This is a genomic window from Stutzerimonas stutzeri, assembly GCF_038561965.1.
GTDB classification, from domain to species: domain Bacteria; phylum Pseudomonadota; class Gammaproteobacteria; order Pseudomonadales; family Pseudomonadaceae; genus Stutzerimonas; species Stutzerimonas stutzeri_AA.
In genome coordinates, this window is the sequence record NZ_CP139348.1 from 4800716 (window position 1) to 4813886 (window position 13171).

At 61.1% G+C, this 13171-nt stretch carries 14 protein-coding genes; all 14 read right to left on the reverse strand.

Annotated features, from left to right (window positions below; translation table 11 throughout):
• Nucleotides 1–16: 16 nt before the first annotated feature.
• Nucleotides 17–664, reverse strand: coding sequence for a 16S rRNA (guanine(527)-N(7))-methyltransferase RsmG (gene rsmG / locus SM130_RS22240; RefSeq protein WP_102826742.1), 648 nt, complete (start codon nt 662–664; stop codon nt 17–19).
• The gene (gene mnmG / locus SM130_RS22245; RefSeq protein WP_102826741.1) at nt 664–2556 is read right to left on the reverse strand and encodes a tRNA uridine-5-carboxymethylaminomethyl(34) synthesis enzyme MnmG; all 1893 of its coding nucleotides are present in this window, start codon (nt 2554–2556) and stop codon (nt 664–666) included. The genes rsmG and mnmG overlap by 1 nt, the downstream gene beginning before the upstream one ends.
• Nucleotides 2557–2993: 437 nt before the next feature.
• Nucleotides 2994–3389, reverse strand: a complete 396-nt coding sequence (gene mnhG, locus SM130_RS22250) for a monovalent cation/H(+) antiporter subunit G (RefSeq protein ID WP_102826740.1) — start codon at nt 3387–3389, stop codon at nt 2994–2996.
• On the reverse strand, nt 3386–3646 hold the full coding sequence (locus SM130_RS22255; protein WP_102826739.1) for a monovalent cation/H+ antiporter complex subunit F: 261 nt from the start codon (nt 3644–3646) through the stop codon (nt 3386–3388). The genes mnhG and SM130_RS22255 overlap by 4 nt, the downstream gene beginning before the upstream one ends.
• A gap of 2 nt (nt 3647–3648) precedes the next feature.
• Nucleotides 3649–3990: a Na+/H+ antiporter subunit E gene (locus SM130_RS22260; protein WP_102826738.1), complete on the reverse strand. Its 342-nt coding sequence runs from the start codon at nt 3988–3990 to the stop codon at nt 3649–3651.
• The gene (locus tag SM130_RS22265) at nt 3987–5507 is read right to left on the reverse strand and encodes a proton-conducting transporter membrane subunit (protein ID WP_102826737.1); all 1521 of its coding nucleotides are present in this window, start codon (nt 5505–5507) and stop codon (nt 3987–3989) included. The genes SM130_RS22260 and SM130_RS22265 overlap by 4 nt, the downstream gene beginning before the upstream one ends.
• Nucleotides 5504–5887, reverse strand: a complete 384-nt coding sequence (locus SM130_RS22270; protein ID WP_102826736.1) for an NADH-quinone oxidoreductase subunit K — start codon at nt 5885–5887, stop codon at nt 5504–5506. Before SM130_RS22270 ends, SM130_RS22265 begins: the two co-directional genes overlap by 4 nt.
• A gap of 1 nt (nt 5888) precedes the next feature.
• Nucleotides 5889–6290: an MnhB domain-containing protein gene (locus tag SM130_RS22275; RefSeq protein ID WP_102826735.1), complete on the reverse strand. Its 402-nt coding sequence runs from the start codon at nt 6288–6290 to the stop codon at nt 5889–5891.
• Nucleotides 6287–8596: a hydrogen gas-evolving membrane-bound hydrogenase subunit E gene (gene mbhE / locus SM130_RS22280; protein ID WP_102826734.1), complete on the reverse strand. Its 2310-nt coding sequence runs from the start codon at nt 8594–8596 to the stop codon at nt 6287–6289. Before mbhE ends, SM130_RS22275 begins: the two co-directional genes overlap by 4 nt.
• A gap of 272 nt (nt 8597–8868) precedes the next feature.
• Nucleotides 8869–10236, reverse strand: a complete 1368-nt coding sequence (gene mnmE / locus SM130_RS22285) for a tRNA uridine-5-carboxymethylaminomethyl(34) synthesis GTPase MnmE (protein WP_102826733.1) — start codon at nt 10234–10236, stop codon at nt 8869–8871.
• A 72-nt stretch (nt 10237–10308) separates the two neighbouring features.
• Complete coding sequence (yidC, locus tag SM130_RS22290) at nt 10309–11979, reverse strand: membrane protein insertase YidC (protein ID WP_102826732.1); 1671 nt, start codon at nt 11977–11979, stop codon at nt 10309–10311.
• Nucleotides 11980–11981: 2 nt separating this feature from the next.
• Nucleotides 11982–12227 carry a membrane protein insertion efficiency factor YidD gene (gene yidD, locus SM130_RS22295; RefSeq protein WP_038665252.1) on the reverse strand — a complete coding sequence of 82 codons (246 nt, stop codon included), beginning with the start codon at nt 12225–12227 and terminating at the stop codon, nt 11982–11984.
• Nucleotides 12220–12615 (reverse strand): ribonuclease P protein component, encoded by a 396-nt coding sequence (rnpA, locus tag SM130_RS22300; protein ID WP_102826731.1) that lies wholly within the window; start codon nt 12613–12615, stop codon nt 12220–12222. Before rnpA ends, yidD begins: the two co-directional genes overlap by 8 nt.
• Before the next feature lie 14 nt (nt 12616–12629).
• The gene (gene rpmH / locus SM130_RS22305) at nt 12630–12764 is read right to left on the reverse strand and encodes a 50S ribosomal protein L34 (RefSeq protein ID WP_102826730.1); all 135 of its coding nucleotides are present in this window, start codon (nt 12762–12764) and stop codon (nt 12630–12632) included.
• Nucleotides 12765–13171 lie beyond the last annotated feature (407 nt).

Consider the following 13171-nt stretch of genomic DNA (forward strand, 5'->3'; position numbering starts at 1 on the left):
CAGTGTCTGTCCGGGGTCATGAAGTGCGGCGCAGTATCAGCAGATGGCGCTGGCCTTGGCAACCGGGAACCTTGAGTACGTGGCAGGCATCGAGACGGAAGTCATCGGGTAGCCGTTGCAGCTCGTCGTCGGGCTGCACGCCTTTCATCGCCAGCCAGCGGGTGTCGGTAGCGCCCAGATGGCGCGTCCAACTGGCGAAGTCCTCAAGCGAGCTGAAGGCTCTTGAGGTGATGCCTTCGAAGGGCGCAGCCGGCTGGAACTGTTCGACGCGATTGTGCACTACGTCGAGGTTGGCCAGTTTCAGTTCCAGCTTCACCTGCGTCAGGAAGCGCGTCTTCTTGCCGTTCGAATCGAGCAGCGTAAAGGCACGATCGGGAAACATGATCGCCAACGGCACGCCAGGCATGCCGCCACCGCTGCCGACGTCCAACCAGGTTCGGCCAGCTTCGGCGACGAAGGGCACCACGCTGAGACTGTCGAGCAAGTGCCGCGAGACCATTTCATCGGGGTCACGCACAGCAGTGAGGTTGTAAGCCTTGTTCCATTTGATCAGCAGAGCCAGATAGGCAAGCAGTTGCTGCTGTTGCCCCTCGCTCAGTTCGATACCCAGCTCACGGGCACCACGGACGAGCTCGGCGGCGTGCGACTCACTGACGAGACTCATCAAGCGCTCTGCTCCAACTGCTGGCCGGCGTTACGTTTCTTCAGATGAATCATCAGCAGCGACACCGCTGCTGGGGTCACGCCTGGGATACGCGATGCTTGCCCGAGCGTCCCAGGACGGGCCAGGCCGAGCTTGTGCTGAATCTCCTTCGACAACCCGGGGATGGTCGTGTAGTCGAGATCCGCCGGCAGCGCGACGTTTTCGCTGGCACGCAGGCGCTCGATCTCGTCCTGCTGACGCTCGATGTAACCGGCGTACTTGGTCTTGATTTCAACCTGTTCGGCAACCTGTGGATCCTGCGCGCCGTTACCGGTCAGTTCGATAAGGCTCTGGTAATCGATTTCCGGACGCGCCAGCAGATTGAGCAGGTTGTACTCGCGCGCCAAGGGGCTGCCGAAACGCTCGGAAATGGCGTCGCCTTCAGGCGTGCCCGGACGCACCCAGCTGTTCTTCAGCCGTTGCTCCTCGAGTTCGATGCCCTCGCGCTTGGCACAGAACGCTGCCCAACGGGCATCGTCCACCAGCCCCAGCTCGCGGCCCTTCTCGGTGAGGCGCAGATCGGCATTGTCCTCGCGCAGGATCAGCCGGTACTCGGCGCGCGAGGTGAACATGCGATAGGGCTCCTGCGTGCCAAGAGTGATCAGGTCATCGACCAGCACGCCGAGGTAAGCCTCATCGCGGCGCGGACACCAGCCGTCCTTGCCCTGAGCACGCAGCGCCGCATTGGCGCCGGCGAGCAGGCCCTGGGCGCCGGCTTCTTCGTAGCCGGTCGTACCGTTGATCTGGCCGGCAAAGAACAGCCCGCCGATCACCTTGGTTTCCAGGCTGTACTTGAGATCGCGCGGATCGAAGTAGTCGTACTCGATGGCATAGCCAGGCCGCACGATGTGGGCGTTCTCCATGCCACGAATGCTTTGCACGATCTGCAGTTGCACATCGAACGGCAGCGAAGTGGAGATGCCGTTGGGGTACAGCTCGTGGGTAGTCAGGCCTTCCGGCTCGAGGAAGACCTGATGGCTGTCCTTGTCGGCGAAACGATGGATCTTGTCTTCGATGGACGGGCAATAGCGCGGGCCCACGCCTTCGATCACGCCGGAGTACATCGGCGAACGATCAAGGTTGGCCGCGATGATCTCGTGGGTCCGCGCGTTGGTATGGGTGATCCAGCAACTGACCTGCGGCGGATGCTGCTCGCGGTTGCCCATGAACGACATCACCGGCAACGGCGTATCGCCTGGCTGTTCGGTCATCTGCGAGAAGTCGACGGTACGCCCATCGATTCTTGGTGGGGTACCGGTCTTTAGGCGACCTACACGCAGCGGCAGCTCACGCAGACGCTTGGCCAGCGCGATCGAAGGCGGATCCCCTGCGCGCCCACCGGAATAATTTTGCAGGCCTATGTGGATAAGTCCGCCGAGGAAGGTTCCGGTAGTCAGCACCACGGATGTAGCGAGGAAACGCAGGCCCATCTGGGTAACGACGCCACGGACCTGGTCCTGCTCGACGATAAGGTCGTCGGCAGCCTGTTGGAATATCCACAGGTTGGGCTGGTTTTCCAGCATCTCGCGAATGGCGGCCTTGTAAAGCACGCGGTCAGCCTGTGCACGGGTCGCGCGCACGGCGGGTCCCTTACGGCTGTTGAGTACGCGGAACTGGATGCCGCCCTTGTCGGTGGCGCTGGCCATGGCCCCGCCCAAGGCATCGATTTCCTTGACCAGGTGGCTCTTGCCGATACCGCCAATAGCCGGGTTGCAACTCATCTGGCCGAGGGTTTCCACATTGTGGCTGAGCAGCAGGGTCTTCACGCCCATGCGTGCAGCTGCCAGCGCAGCTTCGGTACCGGCATGGCCGCCACCGATAACGATCACGTCAAAACGGGAAGGGAAGTCCACCACGCACCTCGTGCCTGTTCAGATTTGGATTTCGGGAAACCGCGAAGTATAGGGACTAAGGCTGCTCTAAAGAAGGGCTTTGAACAAAAAATGACCAACTGCTTGGGCGAGCCGCTGGGTTATGCATAAATAGAAATAGAGAAGAAATATATAAAGAGCTTGTAGATATGTTTATTAATGGTGAAGCGGGTTTCTGTGGATAAGCTTCTACAGGCCTTATGCAGCAAGCGCTTCAGAGTTTCAAAAGGTTGTGCTGCGCCTGGGCTGTTCCGGTGTAGATCACGTGAGATACCTGTTGATAAAGAATCGAGTTATGCACAGGCTGGTTATGCAGAGGGTTCAGGCCTAGGTTATCTACTTAGCTGAGTGGTACTTATCAACAGGTCTTGTCGGAGGGCTTGAAGCACGATCGAGACAGCGGTTGGCTTACGTCGAGTTCAGGAATGGTCGCGAGGAGGATGTTGCTGTTCGGTCTGTTCCAGGCACTCATCGAGTGTCAGCGGACTGCGCTCAAGCACGCCGTCCAGCGCATCCTCGCCATGCAGGCCGTCGAGTCGAGCGCCGGAAACATAGGCGGCACGCCCGAGCAGGTGACCGGCGATCGGGATGGTCAGCATCAGGAAGATCACCGTGGCGGAGCCAATGAACGTGACCTGCCCATCGCCCATGTGGATCATCACCCCAACCAGAATCAGACCCGCACCGACCGTGCCGGACTTGGTTGTTGCATGGATTCGCTGCAGGGGATCGGCAAAGCGCAGCAGGCCGAATATGGCTGCGTACAGGAAGACCACGCCGACCAGCATGAAAACAACAGCCAGGATTTCGATCATTGTTCGCTTTTCCCCTTGCGCATGATGAAGACGGCGAAGGCGCAGGTACCGACAAATCCGATCAGTCCCAGGCCGAACCCCACATCGAGAAATTCCCGCCGCCCGGTCATTGCAGCGACCAGCGCGGCGATGGCCACACCGACGCCGGTCAGCATATCCAGGGCCACCACGCGGTCGACCAGCGTCCGGGCGACGATCATCCGCCAGAGGGTCACAGCCAACGGCAGCATGACCAGGATCAGCAGCGTGACGATCATGTTCACCACCTCTCGATGCGCGCGATGCGGCGTTCAAAGACCTGCCGGATCGACGCGATGATCTGGTCTGGTGCCCGGCCATCCAGGGCGTGCACATAAAGCACGCGACGATCCTCGCTGACGTGCAGCGCGCAGTTGCCGGGCGTCAGCGAAACCAGACTGGCGAGCACGGCGACGCCCAGATCGGTGCGCAGCTCGATCGGTACTGCGATGATCGAACTCTGCATGTTCGGCGCACGCGAGAAAGCTGCGGCGGCCACCGCGACGGAAGAGACGATCAGCTCGTACAGGTAAATGCCGAGCAGTTCGACCACGTCGAGCACTCGGCGCAGCAGGCCGGTCATGGGCGAGCCTCCTGGATCGGGTTGGGCGGCAGCACCGCCGAGAGGTATGCGCTGGGCTCCAGCAGTGCCGCGGCGGCAGTTTGCGAGAAGAGGATCAGCGGTTGCGGCATGAAGCCGATCACCAGCGTCAGCGCTCCGAGCGAGGCGATAGCCAGCAGCATCGGTAACGGCACCCGGCGGGCCTCGGCCCGTGGCAGCACAGGCTTCTTCCAGAAGGCCTCCATCCAGATCTTGCTCATCGAATAGAGCGTCAACAGGCCGACAAACAACGCCAACCCGGCCAGCCAGTGTTCGCCGGCACGGAAGCTCGCGTCGATTACCAGAAACTTCGCCCAGAAACCGGACAGCGGAGGCAAGCCGGCCAGCGACAAGGCCGGTACTAGAAACAGCGCGGCCAACAGTGGGTTGCGGTACATCAGACCACCGCTCTTGCGCAGATCGAAGGTGCCGGATGCCCGGTGGATGGCGCCGGCAAGTAGGAACAGATTCGCCTTCACGATGATGTGATGAATGATGTAGAAGATCGCCCCGGCGAGTGCCGCCTGGGTGGATATGGCCAAGCCCAGCAGCATGTAGCCGATCTGGCTGACGATGTGGAACGAGAGGATCCGCCGCACGTCCCACTGCACCGCCGCGCCAAACACCCCGAACAGCATGGTGCCGGCGGCCAGCACCGCGACGATCTCGCGGATGCCGCTATCCTCGACGCTGAAGATCAGGGTGAAGACGCGGAAACAGGCGTACACGCCGACCTTGGTCAGCAGCCCGGCGAAGATCGCCGAAACCGTGATCGAAGCCGTGTGATACGACGCCGGTAGCCAGAAGAACAGCGGGAAATAGCCGGCCTTTATGCCGAAGCCACAGAGCAGCAGCAGCGCCGACAGCGTCAGGTTGATCGATGGTTCTGTCTCGGGCAGCACCCGCGCCAGATCCGCCATGTTCAGCGTACCGGTCGCTCCGTAGAGCAGCGCTACGCCGGTCAGAAACAGCAGGGTGGAGAACAGGTTGAGCACCGCGTAACGCACCGTCGCATCGAGCCGTGCGCGGTTGCGGCCGATCGACAGCAAGCCCATCGCGGTGATCAGCATCACTTCGAACCAGACGTACAGGTTGAAGATGTCGCCAGTGAGAAAGGCGCCATTCACCCCCGCCAGCATGCCCAGCATCAGCGGATAGAAGCCTGCCTGTTCCTCGCGGCGGCGTATGTCGGCGAGGCCGAAGGTCATCACCGCAGCGGCGAGAATTCCCGTGATCGAAACCATGGCAGCAGACAGGGCATCGGCAACGAAAACCACACCGAAGGGCGCGTCCCAGTCGCCAAAGCGGATCGCCAGCACGCCCTGTTGGTACACCGCCGCGAGCAACCAGAGCGAGGCCGCTAAAAGAAAAGTTATGCACAGCCCGGTAACCACGCGTTGAGCGCGGCGATGTTTCCACAGACAAGTCGCCAGACCCGCGCCGAGAATCGGCAGCAGTACCGGCCAGAGCGGCGCATGCAGGATCAGAAATTCGGTCACAGGCGATCCTTAGTTGCCGGGAATGGCGAACCCAGGCGCTCGGCTGCATCGATATCGCGCGTATCGACGCTGCCCACGCTGCGGTAGGTCTGCAATGCCAGGGCGGCAAAGAAGGCGGTCAGCGAAAAGCCAATGACGATTGCGGTGAGCACCAGTGCCTGAGGCAGCGGGTTGGCGGCATCGGCTGCCAAGCTAGTCTCGCCTGCACGGATCACTGCCGGTGCGTTCGAAACGATCCGTCCGGACAGGAATATGACCAGATTGATCGCCGCCGAGAGCATGGTCACGCCCAGCAGGATCCGCACGATATGGCGGGACAGGATGAGGTACAGGCTGCAGCCAGCAACGATGGCGATAGCGAATGCAAAGAGCAGATGCATGTCAGAGGCCCTCGTAAAAACGCAGGATCAGAGAAAGGATGCCGCCCAGCACGACCAGGTAGACGCCAATATCGAACAGCAAGGTGGTACCGATATGAACGCTGCCGAGAATCGCCCACTGGTGAGCGAGGAACGAGTCGTCCAGCCAGAGGCCAGGCAGCCCGCCAAGCAGCGCGGCGAGGATGCCGAAGCCGATCACCGTCATCGGCTCGAAGCGCAGCGTGGCGCGGGCCACGTCCACGCCGCGGGCAAGCGCGAGTGTGGCGAACCCGGCTGCGGCGATCAGGCCACCAACGAAACCGCCACCCGGCTCGTTGTGACCGCGGTAGAGCACGTACACCGAGACGATCAGCATCAGGCAGAAGAGGATCCGCGAGAAGGCGGCGAAGATCAGCGAATTCATGGCGTGGTCCTCCTGCGCGGCAGCGCCCGTAGAAGCCCCCACACACTCATCGCGGCGAAGGCCACCACCACCACCTCGCCCAGGGTGTCGATGGCGCGGTAGTCCACCAGCACCACGTTCACCACGTTGCGGCCATGGGCTTCGAGGTAACTGGTTGCGGCATAGAAATCGGAAATCCGTCCATCCAGCGGCAGCGCCACCGTGGCAGCCAGCGCGACGAACACCACCAGCGCAAAACCGGCCGAGAGCAGGATATCGAGACGTTTCTCCCGTGGTCTGCGGGTCGAGGCGGCGCGCTCCGGCACCCGCAGCAGCAATGCCACCAGGATCAGCACCATCAGTACCTCGACCGAGAACTGGGTGAGCGCAACGTCTGGCGCGCCATTGAGCAAGAAGATAAGTGCCGATCCGAACCCGACAACGCCAACCGCGATCATTGCGCGTAGCAGCGATGGCGTACGTGTGGCGGCAAAGGCCCCCAGGCACATCAGCAGCAGCACGATGATCGAGGGCACATCGAAGCGTCCGCCCGTCATGGAGATGACTGGGCGAGTTCCGCTGGCCCACACGCCGTAGGCGATAATCAGCAGCACCGCGGCCACCACCGTGGACGTGTAACGATGCTGGTCACCGTTCTGCAGCAACCTCGTGCAGCGCTCAGCCAGGCGCAGCGTGCCGGCGAATGCTGCGTTGAAGCCGAAATCGCCGAGCACCCGCGCGAGCGCCTTTTTCAGCGACAGCGCGTAGTGGATGCGATGCCAGTAGGCGATCAGCCCGCCGGCGAAGGCGACCACGGTGGCACTCAAGGCCAGCATCGGGGTGAAGCCGTGCCAGAGCGAGAAGGACAAATCCACGGTATGCCCGACCAGTACGTCGTTGGCCGGTTGTATCAGCCCGCGCACGAGGAAGTCCGGCGCCAGACCGAACAGGAAACCCAGCCCTCCCAGTACCAGCGGTCCGAGGTACAGGCCCAGCGTTTCCGGATGCTTCACCTCGCTACGCGCCTTGCCGAGGTAGTAGGGACGAATTGCCGCAACCCCGGCAATGGCCGCGAATACCGCGTTCACCAGTACCGCCACGGCGACTACTACCCAGCCGGTCGAGGCATTCAGCTGACTTTCGAATAGGTACTCCTTGGTGATGAAGCCCAGCGTCGGCGGCAGTCCGGCCATCGAGATCGCTGCCATGCCGGCCGCCAGGGTGGTCATCGGCAGGCGTCGGGCCAGCCCGCCGATCTTGCTCAGCCGCCCATCGCCTACTGCATGGATGGTCGTTCCGGCGCAGAAGAACAGTGCCGCCTTGTACAGCGCGTGGGCGATGATGAAGGCAATCAGCGCAGTCACCGAATAGTCGCCATCCAGCCCGATCAGCATCACCAGCACGCCCAGCGAGCCCACCGTGGAATGCGCCAGGACTTCCTTGAAGCCGTCAGTGGACAGCGCTCGTACCGCGGCGACCAACATGGTCAGGCTGCCGACGATCACCAGAGTCGCGCCGAATGCCGGAATACCCTCGAATATGAGATCGAAACGGGCCAGCAGGTACACGCCCAGCTTGACCATGGTCGCCGAGTGCAGAAAGGCCGAGGCCGGTGCCGGTGCTTCCATGGCCTGAGGCAGCCAGAAATGAAACGGCAGCTGCGCGGACTTGGTGAACGCGCCAAGCATGATCAGGATCATCGCTGGCACGGCCAGTGGGCTGGCCAGCAGCTCAGGCGCACGCTGCGCGACTTCGGATAGCGAAAAGGTGCCCAGAGCGATACCGATCAAGAGGATGCCACCGAACAGCGCCAGGCCGCCGCCACCGGTCACGATCAGCGATTGCAGCGCGGCCTTGCGTGCTTGCGCGCGGTGCGAGTTGAAACCGATCAGCATGAATGACAACAGGCTGGTCGCTTCCCAGAACACGAACATGACGATGAGGTTGTCGGACAGCACAGTCCCCAGCATGGCTGTCATGAACAGCAAAATCAGGGTCAGGAAGCGCGCGGCTTCATCTTTTGGCGAATGCGAGAAGTAGGCACCCGCGTAGATCGTCACCAGCGTGCCGATGCCGGTGATCAGCAGAACGAACAGCAGTGCGAAGCCATCCAGTCTCAGGGTCAGTGAGATGCCCAGCGCTGGCACCCAGTCGAGGGTCTCGGTGATGACACCGACTTCGGGAAGACTGGCGCCCTTCGCCAGAAAGAACAGAAACAGCCCGGCTGGCAACAGCGCGGCGACCCATCCCCCATAGGGAAAGGTACGGCTGACGATGAACCTGGCGAGAATTGCCCCCAGGAATGAAATGAGCAATGCAGCAAGCACGGCGTCATCCTCTTGTCGTGGATTGCTGGAAACGGCTGCGTGTTTTGATAACAAAGGTAGTTCAAAGGATGCGCCGACGGCTGTTACCAGCTATGTCAGCCGCAACGGCAAGTTGGCCGCGATAAGGGTCAGGAGATGACGAGTGGCGAAACCAGAAACGGCGCAAGGCCAGCGCGACTGCCGCCTGTAGCGAGGTTAGGCAGGGGCGTCACGCTGCGAAGAAAGGGTCGAAGCGCCGTCCGGACGAGGTTGCCCGGACGGTTCTGCAATTGTTACTTGCCTATGCAGAAGCTCGAGAAGATGCGTCCGAGCAAGTCATCGGAGCTGAACGCGCCGGTGATCTCGCCCAGCGCCTGTTGCGCCAGACGAAGGTCTTCGGCCAGCAGCTCGCCCGCCCCGGCCAGCGTCAGCTGAGCGTGGCCGTGCTGAAGATACTGCTCGGCCAGACGCAGCGCATCGAGATGGCGGCGCCGCGCGCTGAAACTGCTCTCGGCGGTTTGCTCGTAACCCATGCAGTGCTTCAGATGTTCGCGTAGCAGCTCGATGCCTTCGCCGGAACGCGCGCACAGGCTCAGCGTCACCTGGCCGTTGGCGTTGACGCTAAGTGCGATCGCCTCCCCGCTGAGATCGGCCTTGTTACGGATCAGCGTCACTCGGCTCGGCTCGGGGCTGCAATCGAGGAACTCGGGCCATAGTGCGAGCGGGTCTGCCGCCTCAGGTGCACTGGCATCGACCATCAGCAGGATGCGGTCTGCCTCGCCGATTGCGCTGAGGGCACGTTGCACGCCGATGCGCTCGACCTGATCCTCGGTGGCACGCAAGCCCGCGGTATCGACCACATGCAGCGGCATGCCATCGATGAGGATGTGTTCGCGCAACACGTCGCGGGTAGTTCCGGCGATGTCCGTGACGATGGCGGCCTCACGGCCGGCCAGGGCATTGAGCAGACTGGACTTCCCGGCATTGGGCCGCCCGGCGATCACCACGGTCATGCCGTCCCTTAGCAAGGCCCCTTGCCCGGCCTCGCGCAACACTGTGGATAACTCATCGCGTACGCCATTCAGCTGTCCGAGCACATGGCCATCGGCAAGGAAATCAATCTCCTCTTCCGGGAAGTCGATCGCCGCTTCGACGTAGATACGCAGCTGAATTAGCTTCTCGGTGAGTTGATGCACCCGTCGGGAAAAGTCGCCTTGCAGCGAACGCACTGCATTGCGTGCCGCCTGCGCCGAGCTCGCTTCGATAAGGTCGGCAATGGCTTCGGCCTGCGCGAGATCGAGCTTGTCGTTAAGAAATGCGCGCTCGCTGAACTCACCGGGGCGCGCGAGTCGAACGCCAAGTTCGACGCAGCGCTGCAGCAGCATATCCAACACAACCGGGCCGCCATGCCCCTGCAGTTCGAGCACGTCTTCGCCGGTAAATGAATGCGGTCCCGGAAAGAACAACAGCAGGCCTTCATCGATCACTTCGCCGTCGTCGGCATGAAACGCGCCGTAGTGTGCGTGTCTCGGCGTTGGCTCACGGCCGGTCAGGGTAATCGCGATGGCCTTGGCACGCGGACCCGACACGCGGACGATGCCAACCCCTCCGCGTCCCGGGGCTGTGGCGACAGCGGCGATGGTGTCGCGAACTGGATTCATGCGGCCTCCTTTGTGGATGGCAGATAGCAAAACGCCCCAATCAAGGGGCGTTCTGTATTGTCGGTGCAGGCGTCAGGCTAGCTTCGCCGCCGCCTCGATCTTCCGAGTAATGTACCACTGCTGAGCGATGGACAGGACGTTGTTGACGACCCAGTACAGCACCAGACCAGCCGGGAACCAGAGGAAGAAGAAGGTGAAGATGACCGGCAACAGCTTCATCACCCGTGCCTGCATCGGATCCGGTGGCGTCGGGTTCAGCTGCTGCTGAATGAACATGGTCACGCCCATGATGATCGGCAGGATGAAGAACGGATCCTTGATCGACAGATCGGTGATCCAGAACATCCAGGGTGCCTGGCGCATCTCCACGCTTTCCAGCAATACCCAGTACAGCGCCAGGAATACCGGCATCTGCACCAGAATCGGCAGACAGCCGCCCAGCGGATTGATCTTCTCCTTCTTGTACAGCTCCATCATCGCCTGGGACATCTTCTGGCGATCATCACCGAACTGCTCTTTGAGTGCCTGCATCTTCGGCGATACGGCACGCATGCGGGCCATCGAGCGGTAGCTGGCGGCAGAGAGCGGGAAGAAGGCAAGCTTGATGACGATGGTCAACACGATGATCGACCAGCCCCAATTCCCCAGCAGTGCGTGGATGTTACCCAGCAGCCAGAAAATCGGCTGTGCGATGAACCAGAGGATGCCGTAGTCGACGGTCAGACGCAGACCGGGCGACAGTTCTTCCAGTTTGTCCTGGCTCTTCGGACCGGCATACAGCGTGGCACCGGTTTCACCCTGAGCGCCTGCCGCTACGGTCACGGCCGGGCCGGTGAAGCCAATGATGTAGTTGCCCTGGCTGTCCTTGCGCGTCTGCACCTGGTTGGTGTCATCAGCCTGAGGGATCCAGGCGGTGACGAAATAGTGCTGCAGCCAGGCGATCCAGCCGCCCTGAACGGTTTCACGCAGGTTCTTGTCGTCCATGTTGCCCATGGAAACCTTGCGATACGGTTCATCCTTGGTCCAAAGCGCGGCACCGAGGTAGGTAGCGGTTCCGGTCGCGGTGCTCGAGGAGGGATCGCCGCTCTTGTCGCGCTTGAGCTGGCCGAACAGATAACCGGTCCAGGGCTGCTCGCTCTGGTTGTCGATCAGGTAGTTCATTTTCAGCGCGTAATTGCCGCGCTCAAGGGTGAAACGCTTGATGTAGTTGACGCCGTCAGCGCTGTAGTTGAGATCGACGACCAGCTGATTCTCGCCTTCGGCCAGCTGATATTCGGTCTTCTCGCTACTGTACTGAGGACGGCCGCTGGCCTGGTCCGGACCATCACCAATCAGGCCGCTTTGTGCCTCGTAGGTGCGCTCGCCGCTGCGTTCGAACAGCTGAAACGGTACATCAGGACGATCCTGACGACGAGGAAACTGCGGCAGACGCAGCTCGACGATGTCCCCCCCACGCGGATCGATGGCCACATCCAGAACATCGGTCCGCACGCGGATCAGCTGGTTGCTCGGTTCGGTGGTCGGCAACGCGCTGGCCTGTTGTTGGCCGGCCACTGTTGGCACGTCGCCAACAGTGCCTTCGCTGGAAGCGCTGGGACTCTCCGGGAGAGCCGGAACGCCTGGCTGGCTTTGCGCGGTTTCGGTCGGCAACGCTGCCTGACCGTAGTCCTGATTCCATTGAAGAACCATCAGGTAGGCAACGACTGCTAGTGCTACGAGCAGTATCGAGCGTTTGATATCCATGGTTACTCGGCCATCGGAGATGAATTGGAAGTGTTATGGGAAGGCACGGGATCGTAGCCACCGGGATTCCACGGGTGGCAGCGTCCCAACCTGCGCAGACTCAGCCAGCCGCCACGCAACAGACCATGATTTTCGATGGCCTCGAGTGCATAGCAGGAGCAGCTTGGATAGAAACGGCAGTGACTGGCCATCATTGGACTGATGGCGTACTGATAGACCTTGATCGAAGCGATGGCCAATTTACGCATGGGTGCTGTTGGCGGCTCCAGGTTCGACGGCGGTCTTGGATGGGCTGCGTGACAGTCGCTTCCAGAGCTTGGCGAATTGCTTCGCCAGTTCGGGATTGTCCAGATCTGCCAATCCCTTGCGAGCGACGATCACGATGTCCCAGCCCGCCAGTTCCGGCTGATGATGGCGAAAGGTCTCACGTAGCTGCCGCTTTATGCGGTTACGCTCCACCGAAAGCTTGACGCTTTTCTTGCCGATCACGAGCCCGAGGCGGGGGTGCTGCAGATCGTTTTCTCGTGCCAACAGCAGGACGTTCCTGCCAGGCACCTTACCGGAAGGGGAGTCGAAGACTGCCTTGAATTGGCGGGGAGTCAGCAGTCGCTTTTCCCGGCCGAAGCCCCGACTCACTACCTGTTCCGATGTCAGACGGTCAGACGCTTACGGCCTTTAGCGCGACGACGCGCCAGAACTAGACGGCCGTTCTTGGTGGCCATACGGGCACGGAAGCCATGGGTACGAGCGCGCTTGATGGTGCTGGGTTGGAAAGTGCGTTTCATGGTGCGTTTACCTGGTGATCCATCGCGGGCCGGAATGGCCCCCTTTTAAGAGACCGGCGATTGTAGAGAAGCTGTCAGGCCAGGTCAATTTCCAACCAGTCCCATCTGCTTGAAAAAATAAAAAGGAAAAGAAATATAAGCTCTTAAGATGTAGTGATTATGTATGTAGAGGCCATTTTCTGTGGATAGGACGCTGCAGCGCAACATTGGTGGGGCTTTCAGAGAAACTAAACCAGGTGGGTAAGCGGTGCCCATCGCGTGCAGAGCTTCTGCGTAACCTGTGGATTAAATGAATAGATATCCACAGCGCTTTTCTCTCAGGGGTTTTCAACAGGCTTGAACACTGCCCTTATGGCTAGTTATCAACAGGGTTCCAGCGGTGTGCGATTTTTCCCCTGGATATGTCG